Annotated in this window: 22 protein-coding genes; 14 read left to right on the top strand and 8 right to left on the bottom strand. The window is 61.1% G+C overall.

Annotated features, from left to right (window positions below; genetic code table 11):
* Positions 1 to 116 precede the first annotated feature (116 nt).
* The 3 genes from N1937_RS06445 to N1937_RS06435 all read left to right on the top strand — a co-directional run bounded on the left by N1937_RS06445 (position 117) and on the right by N1937_RS06435 (position 2,314).
* Positions 117 to 815, top strand: a complete 699-nt coding sequence (locus tag N1937_RS06445) for a phosphatidylserine decarboxylase (RefSeq protein ID WP_260057957.1) — start codon at positions 117 to 119, stop codon at positions 813 to 815.
* Between the two features lie 73 nt (positions 816 to 888).
* A complete protein-coding gene (gene pssA, locus N1937_RS06440; protein ID WP_026154087.1) occupies positions 889 to 1,734 on the top strand; it encodes a CDP-diacylglycerol--serine O-phosphatidyltransferase in 846 nt (281 codons plus the stop codon).
* Positions 1,735 to 2,167: 433 nt separating this feature from the next.
* Entirely contained in the window at positions 2,168 to 2,314 is a 147-nt protein-coding gene (locus N1937_RS06435) for a hypothetical protein (protein ID WP_170280042.1), read from the top strand.
* 223 nt (positions 2,315 to 2,537) lie between these two features.
* Here N1937_RS06435 and N1937_RS06430 read toward each other — a convergent pair whose 3' ends face one another.
* Complete coding sequence (locus tag N1937_RS06430) at positions 2,538 to 3,302, bottom strand: SOS response-associated peptidase (protein ID WP_260057956.1); 765 nt, start codon at positions 3,300 to 3,302, stop codon at positions 2,538 to 2,540.
* Positions 3,303 to 3,343: 41 nt separating this feature from the next.
* On the bottom strand, positions 3,344 to 3,664 hold the full coding sequence (locus tag N1937_RS06425; protein ID WP_260057954.1) for a YnfA family protein: 321 nt from the start codon (positions 3,662 to 3,664) through the stop codon (positions 3,344 to 3,346).
* A gap of 72 nt (positions 3,665 to 3,736) precedes the next feature.
* Here N1937_RS06425 and N1937_RS06420 point away from each other — a divergent pair, with 72 nt between their 5' ends.
* The 8 genes from N1937_RS06420 to N1937_RS06385 all read left to right on the top strand — a co-directional run bounded on the left by N1937_RS06420 (position 3,737) and on the right by N1937_RS06385 (position 8,803).
* Complete coding sequence (locus N1937_RS06420; RefSeq protein WP_017963681.1) at positions 3,737 to 4,153, top strand: NUDIX hydrolase; 417 nt, start codon at positions 3,737 to 3,739, stop codon at positions 4,151 to 4,153.
* 34 nt (positions 4,154 to 4,187) lie between these two features.
* A complete protein-coding gene (locus N1937_RS06415) occupies positions 4,188 to 4,631 on the top strand; it encodes a TIGR02301 family protein (protein ID WP_017963680.1) in 444 nt (147 codons plus the stop codon).
* A 103-nt stretch (positions 4,632 to 4,734) separates the two neighbouring features.
* Positions 4,735 to 4,992, top strand: a complete 258-nt coding sequence (locus N1937_RS06410; protein WP_003546972.1) for a hypothetical protein — start codon at positions 4,735 to 4,737, stop codon at positions 4,990 to 4,992.
* An 18-nt stretch (positions 4,993 to 5,010) separates the two neighbouring features.
* Positions 5,011 to 5,769 (top strand): hypothetical protein, encoded by a 759-nt coding sequence (locus N1937_RS06405; protein WP_260057952.1) that lies wholly within the window; start codon positions 5,011 to 5,013, stop codon positions 5,767 to 5,769.
* 98 nt (positions 5,770 to 5,867) lie between these two features.
* A complete protein-coding gene (gene ygfZ, locus N1937_RS06400) occupies positions 5,868 to 6,722 on the top strand; it encodes a CAF17-like 4Fe-4S cluster assembly/insertion protein YgfZ (protein ID WP_260057951.1) in 855 nt (284 codons plus the stop codon).
* Complete coding sequence (locus N1937_RS06395) at positions 6,719 to 7,327, top strand: YfbR-like 5'-deoxynucleotidase (protein WP_017963677.1); 609 nt, start codon at positions 6,719 to 6,721, stop codon at positions 7,325 to 7,327. The genes ygfZ and N1937_RS06395 overlap by 4 nt, the downstream gene beginning before the upstream one ends.
* Complete coding sequence (locus tag N1937_RS06390) at positions 7,324 to 7,854, top strand: tyrosine phosphatase family protein (protein ID WP_222293244.1); 531 nt, start codon at positions 7,324 to 7,326, stop codon at positions 7,852 to 7,854. The genes N1937_RS06395 and N1937_RS06390 overlap by 4 nt, the downstream gene beginning before the upstream one ends.
* Positions 7,855 to 7,912: 58 nt before the next feature.
* Positions 7,913 to 8,803: a mechanosensitive ion channel family protein gene (locus N1937_RS06385; RefSeq protein ID WP_260057948.1), complete on the top strand. Its 891-nt coding sequence runs from the start codon at positions 7,913 to 7,915 to the stop codon at positions 8,801 to 8,803.
* A gap of 8 nt (positions 8,804 to 8,811) precedes the next feature.
* Here N1937_RS06385 and N1937_RS06380 read toward each other — a convergent pair whose 3' ends face one another.
* Together N1937_RS06380 and N1937_RS06375 are read right to left on the bottom strand one after the other, a co-directional pair.
* A complete protein-coding gene (locus N1937_RS06380; RefSeq protein WP_162118517.1) occupies positions 8,812 to 9,327 on the bottom strand; it encodes a superoxide dismutase family protein in 516 nt (171 codons plus the stop codon).
* 128 nt (positions 9,328 to 9,455) lie between these two features.
* Positions 9,456 to 9,809, bottom strand: coding sequence for a hypothetical protein (locus tag N1937_RS06375; RefSeq protein ID WP_170257615.1), 354 nt, complete (start codon positions 9,807 to 9,809; stop codon positions 9,456 to 9,458).
* A 437-nt stretch (positions 9,810 to 10,246) separates the two neighbouring features.
* Here N1937_RS06375 and N1937_RS06370 point away from each other — a divergent pair, with 437 nt between their 5' ends.
* The 3 genes from N1937_RS06370 (at position 10,247) to N1937_RS06360 (ending at position 13,928) form a co-directional block, all read left to right on the top strand.
* Positions 10,247 to 12,151 carry a putative bifunctional diguanylate cyclase/phosphodiesterase gene (locus tag N1937_RS06370; RefSeq protein WP_260057947.1) on the top strand — a complete coding sequence of 635 codons (1,905 nt, stop codon included), beginning with the start codon at positions 10,247 to 10,249 and terminating at the stop codon, positions 12,149 to 12,151.
* A gap of 265 nt (positions 12,152 to 12,416) precedes the next feature.
* The gene (locus tag N1937_RS06365) at positions 12,417 to 13,061 is read left to right on the top strand and encodes an HD domain-containing protein (RefSeq protein ID WP_441005657.1); all 645 of its coding nucleotides are present in this window, start codon (positions 12,417 to 12,419) and stop codon (positions 13,059 to 13,061) included.
* Positions 13,062 to 13,070: 9 nt separating this feature from the next.
* Entirely contained in the window at positions 13,071 to 13,928 is an 858-nt protein-coding gene (locus tag N1937_RS06360; protein ID WP_222293237.1) for an MOSC domain-containing protein, read from the top strand.
* Between the two features lie 62 nt (positions 13,929 to 13,990).
* Here N1937_RS06360 and N1937_RS06355 read toward each other — a convergent pair whose 3' ends face one another.
* The 4 genes from N1937_RS06355 to N1937_RS06340 all read right to left on the bottom strand — a co-directional run bounded on the left by N1937_RS06355 (position 13,991) and on the right by N1937_RS06340 (position 17,402).
* Positions 13,991 to 14,986, bottom strand: coding sequence for an aldo/keto reductase (locus tag N1937_RS06355; protein WP_260057945.1), 996 nt, complete (start codon positions 14,984 to 14,986; stop codon positions 13,991 to 13,993).
* A 101-nt stretch (positions 14,987 to 15,087) separates the two neighbouring features.
* On the bottom strand, positions 15,088 to 15,858 hold the full coding sequence (recO, locus tag N1937_RS06350) for a DNA repair protein RecO (protein WP_017963669.1): 771 nt from the start codon (positions 15,856 to 15,858) through the stop codon (positions 15,088 to 15,090).
* 96 nt (positions 15,859 to 15,954) lie between these two features.
* Positions 15,955 to 16,440, bottom strand: a complete 486-nt coding sequence (locus tag N1937_RS06345) for a hypothetical protein (RefSeq protein WP_260057943.1) — start codon at positions 16,438 to 16,440, stop codon at positions 15,955 to 15,957.
* Positions 16,441 to 16,649: 209 nt separating this feature from the next.
* Positions 16,650 to 17,402: a Crp/Fnr family transcriptional regulator gene (locus tag N1937_RS06340; protein WP_017963667.1), complete on the bottom strand. Its 753-nt coding sequence runs from the start codon at positions 17,400 to 17,402 to the stop codon at positions 16,650 to 16,652.
* Positions 17,403 to 17,445 lie beyond the last annotated feature (43 nt).

Raw genomic sequence — 17,445 nt, 5'->3', positions numbered from 1 at the left:
GCCGGCTTTTGTTGTTCAGAACCCCGGCGTGGAAACCAGGGCCGAGGCCGCAGCATTGCCCCGGAGACGGTTTTTCGCTAACCAGCAAAAATGAAAACGCAAGGAGACCGGCAGCCATGAGCCTGTTCAACACGGTTCGCAACACGATCGTCCCCGTGCACAAGGAGGGTTATCCCTTCGTTGCCGCCTTCTTCGTCGCGTCGCTTGTCTTGGGCTGGATCTTCAAACCGCTCTTCTGGATCGGCATGATCTTCACGCTCTGGTGCGCCTATTTCTTCCGCGATCCCGAGCGCGTGACCCCGCAGGACGACGATCTGGTGATCTCTCCCGCCGATGGCAAGGTCTCGGCGATCCAGATGGTGACCCCTCCGGCAGAGCTCAATCTGGGCTCCGAGCCGATGCTGCGCATCTCGGTCTTCATGAACGTCTTCAATTGCCATGTGAACCGGGCGCCGATGCGCGGGCGCATCGTCAGCATCAACTACCGCTCCGGCAGCTTCGTCAACGCCGAACTCGACAAGGCGAGCGAGGACAATGAGCGCAATGGACTGGTGATCGAAACCCGCCACGGCCAGATCGGCGTCGTGCAGATCGCCGGCCTCGTGGCGCGGCGTATCCTCTGCTGGGCAAACCCCAACGAGCCGGTGGATGCCGGCGAGCGCTTCGGGCTGATCCGTTTCGGCTCGCGGCTCGACGTATTCCTGCCCGCCGGTACTGCGCCACGCGTCTCGCTCGGCCAGACGGCGGTTGCGGGAGAAACCGTCATCGCCGAATTCGCCTCCGCCAAGGGTCCCGTCATCAGCCGCCGCAGCTAGAGCGGTTCAGATTCACGGAAGCGACCGCTGCGCAGTTTTGCTGGAATTGCTTTAGGAACGATTGGAACGCGATATGGAAACGCCTTTTCCTCCTTTCGAGCCCAATGGGCCGGATGATTCCGCCCGCGGCCCACGACTGCGCGAAATCCCGCTCCGGCTCGTCTTTCCGAACCTCATCACCATTCTGGCGATCTGCGCCGGGCTGACCGGCATCCGGCTGGCTTTCGAGAATCGTTACGAGCTCGCCGTCTCCATGGTGCTGCTCGCCGCCTTCCTCGACGGTATCGACGGGCGCGTGGCGCGGCTGATGAAGGCGACTTCCAAATTCGGCGCGCAGATGGATTCGCTTGCCGACATCGTCAATTTCGGCGTCGCACCCGCCCTCGTCGTTTATGTCTTCGCGCTCGACCAGGCACGCTCACTCGGCTGGATCGCCGCCCTGATCTATGCGATCGCGGCCGGGCTTCGCCTTGCCCGTTTCAACGTCATGGCCGAACGCGAAAACAAGGCGAGCTGGCAATCGGAATATTTCGTCGGCGTGCCGGCGCCGGCCGGCGCCATGCTGGTGCTGCTGCCGGTCTATCTCGGCTTCCTCGGGCTGGCGACGGACCGCACCTTCGCCTATCTCTCGTCGATCTATACCGTGCTTATTGCCTTCCTGCTGATCAGCCGGCTGCCGGTCTGGTCGGGCAAATCGGAAGGCAACCGCTTGCGGCGCGATCTCGTGCTGCCGATGATGCTCGGCGTCGTGCTCTATGTGGCTCTGCTGATGAGCTACACCTGGGAGGTGATGGTCTTCACCGTTGCCGCCTACCTCGTATCGCTTCCCTTCGGCGCGCGGAAATGGCAGCGGAAATATGGGACGCTGACGATCGAGGAACCCGGCGTCGGCGACGACGATATCGGCCGGCACATCTGATCTGCCAGCATTTCCGGATTTCTCTAAAGCGCGTCGCGATCTTTCAGATTCACCCTCGCGCTTTAGCTCTTTGTTTTTACGCATGTCGTTGTCGTAAAACCGCTGCACACTTTTGCGCGGCATGCTTTAGATGACGGAAATGCTTCTCTCCCTTCGTTCTGACGGACCTCCGGGAAAAGCATGCGTTTCCCCGGAGAAACGGTGCGCTTATCCGGGTGAAAACTGTTCCGCGCTTTTCCCCAGAAACCGCTTTCGCACTTTTATTGGAACTGCTCTCTTCAGTAAGTATTAACCAACGTAGGCTTCAGTTAAGCCTCGCGAATTATGGTGCGCGTTTACAAATCCTGATCACCTGCGCCCCCATTTTGTCGCTATTCGTGACGAAACATCAAACCATAAAATACCCAGGGAAGAACCACGTAAGGAGAGTATCGTGACTTCGAAGAAGAGCAGTACCGGCGAACAGCAGGCGGCCAAGCCAGATCTCGCCGCCAACTATCGCCCCGTCGGCCTGAAGGCTGTTGCCGCAGCATCGCTGATGGCGAAGCATAAGCCGGCCAGCGTCAAGAAATCCGCTTGAGGCGGAAGGCTTCACATTGGAATCATGCGTGCTTTCGGGTTACATGCGTTAGGCACCGCTGACGAAGTGAATGACGAGGCAATTGCCGGAAGTCTCCTGACAACGCTCGGGCGACATAAGCACAACCCGAAAACCTGATGGACGAGCGACGCATCGCCGCCGCTTATGTGAGACGTCGGCGCCGATAGGCCGCCGACTGGCTTGCTGGTACGGCGGATAGTGTTCAGAAGAAGCTGAGCTGGCCGTCGTCAGGCTTTTGCTTTTCGGGCGCCTTCAGCGGCTTTTCGACGACGACCGGCTCCTGCAGGTCGGGACCCATATTGGCGACCTTGTTGACCTTGTCGGAGACCGGGACGGCCTCGAAGAAATCGTCCTGAACGGGCTGCATCAGGTCGACCACGTCGCGCGGCTCCCGCGTCTTGCAATCGAGCCAGCGCGAGAAATCCTCAGGTCTGACGACGACAGGCATGCGATCGTGGATCGCCGATATGGCTGAATTGGCGGATGTCGTCAGGATCGCGCCGGTATCGACCTCGGAGCCGTCGGCCGAGGACCATGTCTCCATCAGCCCTGCAAAGGCGATGACCCCACCCTGGCGCGGCCTGATCCAGTGGGCCTGCGGCCGCTCGCCGCTTTCCTTCGACGGGCGATGCCATTCATAGAAACCGGAGACAGGAATGAGCACGCGGCGATGACGCATGGCGGCGCGGAAAGAGGCCTTGCCAATCGCAGTTTCAGAGCGCGCGTTGATCAGCAGCGGGAAATCTCTCGGATCCTTGACCCAGCCCGGCGTGAGGCCCCAGCGCACGAGCACGGCGCGCCGGTCGGCCAAGTTGCTGCCTTGCTCCCTGCCCTCGCCGGATATGACGACGAGGATCGGTTGCGTCGGCGCGATGTTGTAGCGCGCCGGAAAATCGTCGAGATCGAGACCGGAGAAGACGTCGCTCAGGTCGGCGCTGGAGCTTGTCAGGGCGAAACGTCCACACATCGGCCTGTCTTTGCACCCGGCTCATGTCCGGTCAAGACGCCTCAGCCTCTCGGTGCGAAGAGGATGAGGCTGGCGCCGGCAAGGCAGATCAGCGCGCCGCCGATATCGTAACGATCAGGCACGCGGCTCTCGACCAGCCACAGCCAGAGCAGCGAGGCGAGGATATAAATGCCGCCATAAGCCGCGAAGGTGCGGCCGGCGGCCTCGCTCGGCACCAGCGTCAGAAGCCAGGCGAAAAGCGCCAGGGAGACCATGCCCGGTGCCAGCCACCAGAGGGGCTTTTCGAGCTTCAGCCATGTCCAGAAGGCAAAGCAGCCGGCGATCTCGAAGAGAGCGGCAAACGCAAATATGATGTAGGTCATGGAAGCACCTTTCGAATCTCCGCCGCACTCTTCATCCGATAAGATGGGCGATCACAGCAAGAGCAGGCCCCGATGACCTCCACCGCCAGAGCCGCCTCCTCCGCCATTCTCGAACGCAACGGGCGATTCCTGCTCGTGTTGCGGCGCAATCCGCCTTCCGCCGACATGTACGCCTTTCCCGGCGGGCGGGCCGAGCCCGGCGAAGCGCCGGAGCAAACGGCATTGCGCGAATTTCATGAAGAGACCGGCATTTCGGCATGGAATCCGCGGCTGTTTTCGACCTACGAGCTGAAGACGCATGCGGCCGACGGCAGCGTCAACAGCCATTTCCTGCTGTCGGTCTTTCGGGTCGATGCGGATGAAGACGCGGTGGCGGAAGCCGCCGACGACGCGGCAGCCCTCGGCTGGTTCACGGTGGAGGAAATCCGGCAACTGCCCGTGCCGCAGAGCGTGCTCGAATGCGCAGAGCGGCTGGCGGGCGGCGAATAGACGTGGAAACTTTGAAGCACGCCTTGTTGCTGTCATGCTGAGCGTATCAACTGGGAGCATGATTCCCGTTCGACGCGTTTTCCTGTCCCTGCTCGTGCTCGCCGGCCCTACGATGGCGCAGGGCAAGAATACGCCGCCTCCACAGGAGGAGGAGATTGCGCCGCCGATCGTGAGCGTTCCCTATGACGACAAGCTGGCGCGGTTCGCCGAGGTGCTGGGTTCGGTGCATTATCTGAGAACGCTCTGCAAGGCGCCTGGCGGCGACGAGTGGCGAAACGGAATGCAGCAGCTGCTCGATTCGGAGACCGGCAACGAGCCGCAGCGCAAGGAAAGGCTCACGGCGGCCTTCAATCGCGGCTATCGCGCCTTCGCCTCGGTCTATACGGATTGCACCCCGGCGGCCATCGTGGCAGAAGAGCGCTACCGTAACGAAGGTGCAACACTTGCCACAGAAATTACCTCGCGCTTTGGAAATTGACGTTTAATTAACCTGTTTTCGCATGCGGACGTGTCGTTTTGGGAAAAGGCTGTTAGTGTTGTTAACGGTGCAGTAAGACATGAGAAGTTCTGAGGAAAAGACAATGGAAGCAAGCCTCAACGACATCGACGACATGATCGTCCACGAAAAGATGCAGGCGGCTCTGGAGTACCAGAACGAGGCTTGGGCCGATGGCATGGCCGACGGTATCGAGCCTGAAATCATCGCTGATGCCGCCATTGCGCATGCGTTGCGCGAGACGATCAGGTTGCATGGGGAAAAGAGCGCGGAAGCCCTGCTCGATTCGCTGCGTGAGCGCATGCTTGCCGGCGAATTCTCCGCAAACCGCACCCTGCAATAATTGTTATCAGAGAGCTTGATGCACACCGGTAGAGAGAAAGTTTCGCGAATTCCGCTCGCGCCGGTGCTGCTTGCGTTCAGCCTCGCCGCCGGCAATATTTTCCTTGCGCCGGCAGCCTATGCGCTTTCCGAACTGCACAAGATCCCCGGCCAGGCGGCCAACGACACGCCGCCCGCGCAGGGAAGCGCTCAGGGACAGAGCCAGCCGCAGGGCGGGACCACTCCCGGCGTTCCCATGGCCGATCCGCTGGTCAACAGCCAGAACAATCAGGGTGCCGACAAGACGCCGGGCGCTCAGGACAGCTCCAAGCCCGTCGAGGTGATCTACGACATCAGCAAGGTGCCAGAGCCGGTTCGAAAGTTGCGCGAGCAGATCGTCGAGGCGGCCGCCTCCGGCGATCTCGAGCGGCTGCGGCCGCTGATGGGCACCGGCGCCGACCAGACGCAGGTGACTGTGGGCGAGCCGACCGACGATCCTATCGGCACGCTGAAGGACCTTTCGGGCGATCCCGACGGAGACGAGATCCTTGCCATCATGCTCGACATTGTCTCGACCGGCTTCGTGCATGTCGGCCAGGGCACAGCAGAAGACATGTATGTCTGGCCTTATTTTGCCGAGAAAGACCTGAAGTCGCTGACACCGCCGGAGCGCGTCGAGCTGCTGCGCATCGTCACGGCCGGCGATCTCTCCGACATGCAGGAATTCGGCGGATACAATTTCTATCGCCTCGGCATTACGCCTGAGGGCAAATGGAAATTCTTCACGGCGGGCGACTGACACTCATCTTGGCTGCGCCTTTCACGTCTCGCATGGCGCTTGCGATCCAGCTCATGAAGACATACCTCTGAGCGATGATCAACGCGACAGGTTCCGCCATGCCAGCCGTATTCCTGAAAGACCGCTCATTGCTCTTCGCCAGCGGCGCGGACGCCCAATCCTTCCTGCAAAACCTGATCACCACCGATATCAGCTCGCTTGGGCCCGACGAGGCGCGGCCCGGGGCACTCTTGACGCCGCAGGGCAAGATCCTGTTCGATTTCATGATCTGGCAGGACGGCGACGGTTACATGATCGAAACCGATGCCGGCCAGCGCGACAGCCTGCTGAAGCGGTTGACGATGTACAAGCTGCGCGCCGCCGTCACACTTGCCCCAAGCACCAAAGAGGGCGTCACCGTTTGCTGGGGCGAGGATGCCGAGGGCGTCCGGGGCAGCCAGGGCGCCCGAGACAGCCGTTTCGCCAAGGCGGGCGTCACGCTGATCCGCCGGCCCGGCAAACATGGTGATGGCAAAGAAGCGCTCTACGACGCGCTGCGCATCAGCCACGGCATCGTCACGTCAGGATCGGACTTTGCCCTGCAGGACGCCTTCCCGCATGACGTGCTGATGGATTTCAACGGTGGGCTCTCCTTCAGGAAAGGCTGCTATGTTGGCCAGGAGGTCGTCTCGCGCATGCAGCACCGCGGCACCGCGCGCCGGCGCGTCGTCACGGTGTCCGCCGCAACAGCCTTGCCGGCGACAGGGACAGAGATTACCGCTGGCGGCAAGCCTGTGGGAACGCTCGGTTCGGTCGAAGGCGGCAGTGGACTTGCGATCGTGCGCATCGACCGCGCCGGCGCGGCGATGGCCGCAGGCACGCCTCTGCTGGCCGGAGAAACGCCCGTTTCTCTCACCCTGCCGGCATGGTCCGGCCTTGTCTTTCCCGCCAGCGCCGACGAGGCCAGCGCGTGACAACGACGAAAGCGCCGCGTGCCTGGCAACGCATGCTGTCCGGGCGCAGGCTCGACCTGCTCGACCCCTCGCCGCTCGATGTCGAACTCGCCGACATCGCTCATGGGCTTGCGCGCGTCGCCCGCTGGAACGGCCAGACCTCCGGCGATCATGCTTTTTCGGTGGCCCAGCACAGTCTCGTCGTCGAGGATATTTTTCGCCGCTTCAACGACGCTCGGCCGCAGGAATGCCTGATGGCGCTGCTGCACGATGCACCCGAATATGTGATCGGCGACATGATCTCGCCGTTCAAATCGGTGGTCGGCGGCGGCTATAAAACGGTGGAAAAGCGGTTGGAAGCTGCCGTGCACCTGCGCTTCGGCCTGCCGCCGCATCCCTCGCGTGATCTCAAGGACCGGATCAAGAAGGCCGACACGATCGCCGCCTATTTTGAGGCGACGGTGCTTGCCGGCTTCACCCCCGCCGAGGCACAGAAATTCTTCGGCCAGCCGCGCGGAATCAGCAAGGACATGCTGTTGATCGAGCCCCTGCCGGCGATCGAGGCGCAGCGATTGTTCTGCGAGCGTTTCGCGGCGATCGAGGCCGAGCGGGAGATGGTGTCGTGACCTTTGTCGTCGTCTCGCCGCTGTCGCGCATTGCCGAAATGGCAGTGCGCCATAAGGCGCGTGATATGATCAGCCTGATCGCCAAGGAGCAGGCCTTTCACCGACCGGGCGTGATCGCGGCCGAACGTCATCTGACACTTGGCATGAACGACATCGTCTTCAAGGGCACCGGCGATCTCGTGGCGCCTGACGAGACGCATGTGCGAGCAATTGTCGACTTTGCGGCCTCGTGGCGACAGGAGACGCCGTTGCTCATCCATTGCTGGATGGGCGTGTCGAGATCGCCGGCCGCAGCCCTCATCGTCGCGCTGTCGCTGGCACCCGATCAGAGCGAGGAAACGCTTGCCGGCCGGCTCCGGGCCGCTTCACCGTTCGCGACGCCGAATGCTCGGCTGATCGAGATCGGTGACGTGCTGCTCGGCCGCAGCGGCCGGCTGGTCGCAGCAGTACGGGCAATCGGGCGTGGCGCCGATGCCGACGCCAACGCGCCCTTCGTGCTTGCGATCCGGGACGCCGCCTGCGGTTGACGCTGCCGCCAGCCGCTCCATTTAGGCCCCGACCACGCACAGTCGACAGGGCCAGATCATGGAACAACAGGCAGCCGATGTCCTCCTCGCCACGCAAACGGCACTCAGCCAGGCAAGTGCGCTTGCGGTGCAGTATTCCTTCTCCGTCCTCGGGGCGGTGATCCTGCTCGTCCTTGGTTGGGCGCTCGCCGGTTTTACCAGCCGCTGGGCCTATGAAGGTCTGTCGCGCGTTCATGGCATCGACGAGACGCTGGCGCGATTCTTCACCAATGTGCTGCGCTACGCCCTGCTCATCCTGGTGTTCATCACCGTGCTCGGTCAATTCGGCGTCCAGACCGCTTCGATCATCGCAGCCCTCGGCGCAGCAGGCCTGGCGATCGGACTGGCGCTGCAAGGGACACTGCAGAATATCGCCGCCGGCATCATGCTGCTGATCCTCAGGCCTTTCCGCGTCGGCGAATATATTGAGACCAGCAGCGTGGCCGGCACGGTGCGCGAAATCGGATTGTTTGCAACCGAGCTCAGAACCGGCGACGGGCTCTATCGGTTGGCGCCGAATTCGACGCTCTGGAACACACCGATTACCAATTTCAGCCGCGAGCCCACGCGGCGGGACGAGCTGAAAATCAGCGTCGCCCATGAGGATGACATCGATCTGGCGATGGAGAGGCTGATGGGCCTTGCCAAAGCCGATTCCAGAGTGCTGATGTCACCGGCACCCAGCGTCTTCATCGACAGCCTCGGTGACGGCGCGATCTCCGTAACGCTGCGCTACTGGGCAAAGACCGGCGATTGGTGGCTGGTCAGCCGTGACATGGTGAAGCGCGTGAAACTCGCCTTCGATGAGAAGGACAATCCCGCCGCTGTGCCGGATGCATCAGACGCAACTCCAGAAAAAAAGCAAAACGGCAGGGCGGCGGCCGAAAAACCGACATCGGCGCGGCAGTGAGACGGCAGCTATTGAACAACGCCGCAGGCAAGCCGTTCACCAGCATCTCCTGACGGCTGGCTGCGATAATCATCCGAATTGACATGCACCATCAATGCGCGGCCGCGAATGCCGTCGGTCTTGCCGTCGAGTGTCACCATGGTATTGAAGATCTGTGCCCGCAGCACGCCGTCCTGCCCGACATATTGATTGGGCATATCGCCTGCGTGCGGACCGTTGGCGGCAAGGAGGCCATGCTCCGCCTTCCCGGGATTGAAATGACCGCCCGCCGATTCGAGGTGGGTCGCGGCGTCGCAGCGGCCGGTCTCATGAACGTGGAAGGCCACCCATTTGTTCGCCGGCAGTCCCGATATCTCGACTTCGATCAGGACGCCGCCATTGGCAGCAGCCGTCAGCTGCGCGCGGCCATCTTCCTTGCCGTCCTTGTCGACGAAATTGGCGACCGCCGTCTGCTTGTCCTGAGCGCCTGCCGGCAATGCAACCGCAAGCAGGCTCAAGGCGGCGATGGTGCACATGGCTTTCATGGAGATCTCCTTCCGTCCGATTGTCTTTCTGAACGTGTCAGCTTGGAAGGTGTTCCTGATTAGAGACCATCGAACGAGAAAAGCCGGCCAAACGGCCGGCTTGCAGATCACCCGAATTGAATCGCAGCTCAGGCGACGGCGTCGAAATCGAACTGGCCGTAAGTGTTGCGGTAGAGATCGTCGGACCGATTGCCTGATGTCGGCGCGATCTGTTGCAACGGATAGGAAACGGCGATGCTGTTTGCCGTGCCGCTATCGTGCGTGTCCATCATCAGAGCAATCAGGCTGCCGGAAAATTTCGGCTGCGTGTCGCTGCTGGTGTCGTCTTCCAGGATTTCTTTGATGATGCCGGGCTTCTCATCGGCGGCACGTTCGCCGCGGCTGAGGACGCCATCGCCGTTGGCGTCGAGCCGCGAAAGCGTCGCCAGATAGGCATATGACGTCTCTGAAACGGATGTGGTGCTGGTCATACAAACCTCCATTCACCGCCTTTTGCCGGTGGTGTTTGTACGCAATACGAACGTGGAAAATCAGTGCTGACTCGGTGGTTAAACTGATTTGCGCAGTGCGTCAATAAGCTGTTAACTTCTCATTAACGATGATTGACAAAAGTTAACGCGGCGCCGTGAGAGTGACCTTCCGCCTGCGCCAGCCGGCCGATTTCCCACATATTTCAGCGATTTTTCACATACAAACCAATTGTCTGACGAAGTGAAGTCGCTGCTGCACTGCAACCGAATATTAATTCGGCCCATAGAAAATGGGCGTCACACAACTACCACCAGACGGTCCCGGCTTATAAAAAAGCAATTTCTGTGTTCCTTTAGAGGTCTTTCACGTCCGGCGCAGTGAGGCACGTGCATCAACTAAAGACGCTTTTGGTCATTGCGATCGCGATTGCTGCGCAAGATGCGTGCACATGAAAGCTGAGGCGCTTTTCTGGCAGCAATGCACCCAGGCCGTCACCGACGATGGATCGATCGATGCGCAGCGCCTGATGGATTTTGTGATCGCGACCTATCGCGTCCATGAAAGCGACTATGACGAAATCGAGAGAAGCGCGGAAACGCTGCTGCGGGAAAACCATGTGCTGAGAGGCAATATATCAGCCCTCAGTCAGGCATTCGACGGACAGAAAAAACTCTTCGAAATCATTCTCAACAACCTGCCGCTCGGTCTCAGCGTCTTCGACGCCGAACAACGGCTGACGCTTTCCAACATCCGTTTCCGTCAGCTCTTCGACCTGACAGACGAAGATGTCACTGCCGGCGCGACAATCGCCGATCTCACGGCCAAAATGCGCGGCACTGAGAGCGCCAGCGCCAAGCTCCGCCGACGGACCGGGCGACATTCCTCCGCAACCGCAAGAAGCAGTCGTCTCCGTCGGCGCGAATGGTTGATGGACGATGGCCGCATCATCCAGAGCATGGTGACCATCCTTTCCGACGGCAGCAACATTTCCATTCATGCCGACATTACCGAGGATCGAAGGGCGGCCGAGCGTATCACCTATCTCGCCCACCACGACCCGCTGACCGGCCTTCCGAACCGCATCCATTTCCGCGAGCAGGTCGATGCGACGCTCACAGAGCGCAGGCCAGATCAGCAGATCGCCCTTGTTCACCTCAATCTCGACCGGTTCAAATCGATCAACAACACGATGGGCGTGTCGGTCGGCGACAAGATCCTGCAGCAGGTCACCGAGCGCATCCGCGCCGCCGCCGGTTCGGAAAACACCCTGGCGCGCCTCGGCTCGGACGAATTCGCCATCTTGCAGGCGGGCAAGCAGCAGCCGTGGAACGTGACGGCGCTTGTCGAACGGATCCGCCGTGAGCTTTCCGAACCATTCCTCCACGGCGAAAAACGGGTGGAGCTCAGCGTTTCCATGGGCATCGCAATCGCCCCTGATGATGGCGAGGAAACCGATATCCTGCTGAAGAATGCCGGCGTGGCGCTGTCACATGCCAAGGCCGACGGGCGCAAACAAGAGCGTTTCTTCGCCAGCGAGATGGAAGCGCAGATGCAACTGCGCCACGCGCTGGAGGCGGACCTCAGAGCAGCCGTAGGGAACGAGGAATTCGAGCTGCATTACCAGCCGCTTTATGACCTCTCGCAGCGGCGCATTTGCGGCTTCGAAGCTTTGATCCGCTGGAACCACCCGGTTCGAGGCCGCGTTCCGCCGATGGATTTCATTCCGCTTGCCGAAGAAGTCGGCCTCATCGTCGATATCGGCCGTTGGGTTTTGCGCCGGGCCTGCAACGATGCAGCGCAATGGCCGCAGGACATCAAGGTCGCCGTCAACGTTTCGGCAATCCAATTCAGCAGCAGCGACCTGACGCGAGATGTCGGCGAGGCGCTTGCCGCCTCCGCGCTGTCGCCGTCGCGGCTTGAACTCGAAATCACCGAGAGCGTGTTGATGGAAAATCTGAGCGAAGTGCTGCCGATCCTGCATGCGCTGAAGGAGCGCGGCATCCGCATCTCGATGGACGATTTCGGAACCGGCTATTCCTCATTGAGTTACCTCTCGAGCTTCCCCTTCGACAAGATCAAGATCGATAAATCCTTCGTCAACGACATCGTCGACAATAGGGAAGCGCATGCGATCATGCACGCGATCATCCTGCTTTGCGATGCGCTCGGCATGCGCGTCACCGTCGAGGGCGTCGAGACGGCCGCGCAACTGGCGCTGCTCGAATGCGAGGAATGCGACGAGATCCAGGGCTATCACATCAGTCCGCCGAGACCGGCGCATGACGTGCCTCATCTTCTCTCCCTGTCGCCGAAGAACGGCGGCATGATGCGTCTTCCTGAAGCCAAGCACTGAGATCCCCCTCGATTGCGACTCGCACGGCAAGCCGTTAGAACAGGATGATTTCAGGCCGAGTCGGCCTACAATCTGAATCCTGTTCTACAATATATAGTTAGAGCATGATGTCGCCCGAAAACCGCTCACACTTTTCGGCATCATGCTCCAGAAAATCGGCTGTGATTCCGAGATCTGGTTGTCGCATTCTTTTACCCGCCCACATCCACTTCCGCGCCGATGCCCTGTCGGCGGAAAAACGATCTTCCTCATGACAGGTGGCGCAATGTTCGAGACTGAAGCCTTCTCTCCACACGAAACGCTTGCCGCGGCGTTGATTGCGCATGCGGCCGACGGCGACGACGGCTCGCACGACCTTGCCCATATCCTGCGCGTCTTCAGGAATGCCATGCGCATCCATGAGGGAGAAGGCGGCGACGGGCGGGTGCTTGCCGCTTCCGTGCTGCTGCACGACTGCGTCGCCGTCGAGAAGAATTCGCCGCTGCGGGCAAAAGCGTCGGCTTTGGCGGCGCAGAAGGCTTCGGCGATCCTGGCGAAACTCGGCTGGAGCGCCACGGATATCGAAGCCGTGGCCCACGCAATCACCGCGCACAGTTTCTCGGCCGGGGTGGCACCGCAGACGCTGGAGGCGAAGATCCTGCAGGATGCCGACCGGCTGGATGCGATCGGCATGATCGGCGTCGCCCGCTGCTTCTATATTGCCGGCCGACTGGGATCTGGGCTCTACGATCCGATCGACCCCGCGGCGGCAGACCGCCCGCTCGATGACAAGCGTTATGCCATTGACCATTTCCAGACGAAGCTGTTCAAACTGGCGGAAGGATTCCAGACCGAGACCGGCCGCAGGCTGGCGGCTGCGCGTGACAAAAGCTTGCGCGACTTCCTCTCGGCCTTCATGGATGAGATCTAGGAGCATAACATGCGTGTCAGCGACCTCTTCATCTACCCGCTCAAGAGCGCCCGCGGCATTGCGCTGCCGGCCGCCGACATCGACGCCTATGGGCTTCCCGGCGACCGGCGGGCGATGATCACCGATGCGCAGGGTCACTTCATCACCCAACGCGAACTGCCAGATCTCGCACGCATCGAGGTGCGACCGGAGGCAAGCGCCTTTCGGCTGCTGATGCAGGGGAAAGCGGACATATCGGTAGCAGCGCCTCAGCCTGAAACCCGCATGGATGTGATCGTGTGGAAATCCGCCGTCAGCGCCGCCGCCGCCGATCCAGAGAGCAACCGGCAGCTTTCCGAATGGCTTGGTCGTGAGGTGCGCCTAGTCTTTTTCGACGGCCAGGCGCGGCGGACGGCGAATGCCGAATGGGCCGGCAAAGGCACGCCCGTCACCTTTACCGACGGCTATCAGATCCTGGTGACGACGACGGGCTCGCTGAAGGCATTGAATGCCGACCTCGCCGCCCATGGCGAAGGCAGTGTCGGCATGGAACGCTTCCGTCCGAACATCGTCATCGATACCGACGAAGCCTGGCCGGAGGACCGCTGGGCGGCGATCGAGATCGCCGGTATCCGCTTCGATCTCGTCAAACCCTGCTCCCGCTGCATCATGACGACGCAGGACCAGATGACCGGTTCACGCGAGGGACCAAACCCGATGCCGGCCATGGGCCGCATCCGCATGTCGGCCGACCGGCGCGTGCCCGGCCCGCTCTTCGGCTGGAATGTCACGCCACGCGGCGGTGGCAGGATCACGATCGGTGACACCGTCAGCATCATTGAAGAGAGGCCGGAAGGCTGGGCGCTCAAGCGTCGTGTCGCGGCATAAAAACAACTCCAGGAAAAGTGCGAAGCGGTTTTTCGTCCGGAATTGCGTGAAAACGAAGAGCGTCACACGCGATCGAGCGCGGCATCGATCCCCGCCATGACATCGGCCGGCAGGGGTCCCTTCTCCAGCGCGCCGGCATTTTCCTCCACCTGGGCGACGGTGCGGAAACCCGGGATGGGAAGGGTGCGCGGCGAGCGTGCCCAGAGCCAGGCAAGCGCGCCCTGCGTCAGCGTGCGGCCACCTGATGTCAGGAGATCGCGGACGGCATCGAGCCTTGCGGCGAATTCCGGGGCCATGCGGCCATCCTTGAAATAGACCATCCAGTCGAGGGCTGCACCGCGGACGTCCTTGGCGCCCACTGCCTTGTCAGCGGTGAACTTGCCGGTCAGCAGACCCATGGCCAGCGGACCGCGATTGATGGAGATAAGCCCCTTCCCCTCGATCACCGCGATCATCTCCGGCACCGGCTCGAAGACGTTCATCGTATGCTGGACCGAGACGTAGCCCTGGCGGTCGGTATGACGGGCGGCGCGATCGGGAAAATCAGTGCTCCAGCCGAACGCGTCGATTTTGCCTTCGGCGCGCAGCGCCTCCAGCGTATCGAAGACGGCATTCGATTGATCCAGCCGAAAATCATTGAGATGGAACTGCAGGAGATCGAGACGATCGCGCTTAAGGCGGCGCAACGAGGTCTCGACCGAACGGCGGATGAAGGCCTCATCGGCGAAGGCGCCGGTTGCCTGCTTGGTTTCCGGATCGGTGGCGAAGCCGAACTTGGTGGCGACGACGATATCGTCGCGATTGCCGATCGCCCGGCCGAGCACTTCCTCCGAGTGGCCGGCGCCGTAGTTCGAGGCCGTATCGAAGAAGCGGATGCCGCGTTCGATGGCACGGTTGATCGCTTCCACGGATTCATCGTCGTCGACATCGCCCCAGCCGAGCGGGGTGTCGCCGGCGAAGAAGGGACCGCCGATCGCCCAGCATCCCATGCCGAGGCGCGGAATTTCGCGGCCGTTCCAGAGCGTGATCGTCGTCGGTGATGCGGTCTTGGTCAGCATGAGGTCCTCCTTAATTGGCAATCCTGTGAAGACATAGGAAGCGCTCATGGGCAGGTAAACCGCCAAATCCGGAGGATGTTTTGCACCCGTAAAAAACGAGGTCAGGCTGAAATACCATTCGGGCCGGAAAGCGTCCGCAAGGCCGGATTAAGCGCCTTGAGCGCCGCCTGAACGAAGCCGTCGCGGGCCGCTGCGGCCTCGATGCCGCGCGGCTCGTAGACATGGCGATGCAGAAAGAACCCTGTCAGACGGAATGCGGCTGAAAGACTATCGAAGTCGGCCGCATGATTGCCTTCGACGCTGAGGAACGGCGGCAGGAGCAGCATTTTGTCGGCCCAGGGCGCACCCGCCGCACGGCTGACGGCGCGGCCGGATTTCGGCGAAACATAGGCGAGATCGGAACGGACACCGGTCGCGGCGCATTCGGCAAGATCGAGGCCGAAGCCGAGATCATTCAGCACCGCAAGTTCGAAGCGTACGAAGAGTTCGCCGGCATCGGCCGGGTTGTGCAGGTGATCGAGGATGACCTCCAGCGCATCGAAGAGGTGCGGATGCGGGTCACGCTCCGGCAGCAGCCGCAGCAGCGCGCCCATCGCCTGGACACCGTAGACGGCGGTCGCGGTTTCCATCAGTCGGGCGGCGCGGAGCGTCACCGGTTCGACGCGGAATTCGCCGAGATGCTCATCAAGCCGGGCACGCCAGATGACCTCGACGGCATTGCCCGCCTGCAGCACCGGCTGCATGGCGCGCGAGCGGCCGGAACGCACCAGGCCGAGATGACGGCCGCGATCACGCGTCATCACCTCGGCAATGACGCTCGTCTCGCCGTGGCGCTTGACGCCCAGAATGATCGCCTGATCCTGCCATTGCATCGAAAGAAGTCCCTGCGGCTGACGAATCCATCTTAATCCAAGGCCCGGTTTCTGTCATGGACCACTTCTGTCATGGACCACCTGTCATGGATGGGGTCAGGCTACAGTCGGGAAAAGCCTCTGCAGGAATTCACGCATCGCCGTTTCGTCGAAAGGTTTCACCAGAAGCGGTATGTGCTGCAGGTCGGACGGGAAATCGCCGGTATCGGAATAGCCGCTGACGAAGCCGAAGGGGATGCCGAGATCGAGAAGATGGCGGGCAAATCCGAAGCTCATGCCCTCGCCGAGATTGACGTCGAGGAGGGCGAAATCATATTTCTCCGCAGCGATGACAGCCCTCGCCTGGTCCAAACTGCCGACGATATCGATGCTCTCGACGCCTGCCAGGCGCAAAATATCTTCCGCCTCCATCGCGATGATCAGACTGTCTTCAAGAACCAGAACACGGATTGCGCTCATGATTCCATGCCCCTCGTCGGGCACCTGTCGCAGCGCCCCGGCCATTTCGCCAACATCATTGCCCTCCGGTGCCCCGCATGGCACGCTATCGGTGAATTCCGCCACCTTTTCTGAATAAACCATTTTTCTGCCCGGTCGATAAGAATCAAAATCGGAGGAAAGATGTCGACTGACCTTATTTTCCCTGCTGCTAATCTGCATTTAAAAAAGACATAACCAGACCGCTTGGCTAAAGCATGTCGGGCAAAACCGTGCAGCGGTCTTGCGACAACGACATGCGTAAAACAAAGACCTGAAGCGCCAGGAGCGAATCTGAAAGATCGCGACGCGCTTTAGATGAACGGGCGTTTGCCCTCTCCAAGCCCTTCCCAGCCGGCGATGACCATCAATTCCTCGCCGTTCAGCACCTCGCAGCCGCGCTCCTGCCAGCGGATCAACCCACGTTCGCTGAGCTTTTTCAAGGTTTTGTTGGTGTGAACGATGGAGAGACCGAGCGTGTCGGCAATGTGCTGCTGGGTGATGGGGATAAATTTGCGGCCGTTGAAAATATTGAGCTTCCGGCCGCGCTCGAACAGGAAAGCGATCAGGTAGGCTGCTCTTTCCAGCGCCGTGCGGCGGCCGATGCTCAAGAGATGCTCATCCAGGATGCGCTCCTCGCGCGCGGCGATCCAGGTAATGTCGAAGGCGAGCGAGGCGTGCTTGTTGTAGAGCGTCATCAGCCTGTCTCGTTCGAAGACACAGAGCGAAACGGGTGAAAGCGCTTCGACGGAATGCTGCATCTCGCCGCCGATGGTTCCCTGCAGTCCGATCAGGTCGCCCGGCATGATATAGTTCAGAATCTGGCGACGCCCGTCCTCCAGCATCTTGTAGCGGAAGCCCCAGCCGGAGAGCACCGTGAAGAGATGAGCGCTATGGGCTCCCTCGACGAGAATGGTGGAGCCGGCATCGACGGCAAGCTCACCCCTTTTGAAGCTCGAGACGAATTCCAGCTCGTCGCGGCTGAACTCCCTGAAATGCGGCAGCGGCCGCAAAGGACATTGCTCGCATGGGGTTTTGAACGAATTGATGGGTCTCGACGTCGCCATACGTACCCTTGCCGTCGCAAAACCGGCGCGCCAGCAGGGGCCA

The sequence above is a fragment of the Rhizobium sp. WSM4643 genome, assembly GCF_025152745.1.
Classification (GTDB): domain Bacteria; phylum Pseudomonadota; class Alphaproteobacteria; order Rhizobiales; family Rhizobiaceae; genus Rhizobium; species Rhizobium leguminosarum_I.
Note: the sequence above shows the minus strand (reverse complement) of the source record. Positions and strands in the feature narration are given on the sequence as shown.

Bases quoted from the DNA above. Each gene is read 5' to 3' on its own strand.
- N1937_RS06355 (WP_260057945.1), bottom strand. From the start codon at position 14,986: ATGCTGACCAAGACCGCATCACCGACGACGATCACGCTCTGGAACGGC.
- N1937_RS06375 (WP_170257615.1), bottom strand. From the start codon at position 9,809: ATGGAGGTTTGTATGACCAGCACCACATCCGTTTCAGAGACGTCATAT.
- pssA (WP_026154087.1), top strand. From the start codon at position 889: ATGGAAACGCCTTTTCCTCCTTTCGAGCCCAATGGGCCGGATGATTCC.
- N1937_RS06360 (WP_222293237.1), top strand. From the start codon at position 13,071: ATGCGTGTCAGCGACCTCTTCATCTACCCGCTCAAGAGCGCCCGCGGC.
- N1937_RS06380 (WP_162118517.1), bottom strand. From the start codon at position 9,327: ATGAAAGCCATGTGCACCATCGCCGCCTTGAGCCTGCTTGCGGTTGCA.
- N1937_RS06415 (WP_017963680.1), top strand. From the start codon at position 4,188: ATGCTGAGCGTATCAACTGGGAGCATGATTCCCGTTCGACGCGTTTTC.
- recO (WP_017963669.1), bottom strand. From the start codon at position 15,858: ATGCAATGGCAGGATCAGGCGATCATTCTGGGCGTCAAGCGCCACGGC.
- N1937_RS06345 (WP_260057943.1), bottom strand. From the start codon at position 16,440: ATGGTTTATTCAGAAAAGGTGGCGGAATTCACCGATAGCGTGCCATGC.
- N1937_RS06340 (WP_017963667.1), bottom strand. From the start codon at position 17,402: ATGGCGACGTCGAGACCCATCAATTCGTTCAAAACCCCATGCGAGCAA.
- N1937_RS06445 (WP_260057957.1), top strand. From the start codon at position 117: ATGAGCCTGTTCAACACGGTTCGCAACACGATCGTCCCCGTGCACAAG.
- ygfZ (WP_260057951.1), top strand. From the start codon at position 5,868: ATGCCAGCCGTATTCCTGAAAGACCGCTCATTGCTCTTCGCCAGCGGC.
- N1937_RS06430 (WP_260057956.1), bottom strand. From the start codon at position 3,302: ATGTGTGGACGTTTCGCCCTGACAAGCTCCAGCGCCGACCTGAGCGAC.
- N1937_RS06410 (WP_003546972.1), top strand. From the start codon at position 4,735: ATGGAAGCAAGCCTCAACGACATCGACGACATGATCGTCCACGAAAAG.
- N1937_RS06405 (WP_260057952.1), top strand. From the start codon at position 5,011: ATGCACACCGGTAGAGAGAAAGTTTCGCGAATTCCGCTCGCGCCGGTG.
- N1937_RS06370 (WP_260057947.1), top strand. From the start codon at position 10,247: ATGAAAGCTGAGGCGCTTTTCTGGCAGCAATGCACCCAGGCCGTCACC.
- N1937_RS06385 (WP_260057948.1), top strand. From the start codon at position 7,913: ATGGAACAACAGGCAGCCGATGTCCTCCTCGCCACGCAAACGGCACTC.
- N1937_RS06365 (WP_441005657.1), top strand. From the start codon at position 12,417: ATGTTCGAGACTGAAGCCTTCTCTCCACACGAAACGCTTGCCGCGGCG.
- N1937_RS06420 (WP_017963681.1), top strand. From the start codon at position 3,737: ATGACCTCCACCGCCAGAGCCGCCTCCTCCGCCATTCTCGAACGCAAC.
- N1937_RS06425 (WP_260057954.1), bottom strand. From the start codon at position 3,664: ATGACCTACATCATATTTGCGTTTGCCGCTCTCTTCGAGATCGCCGGC.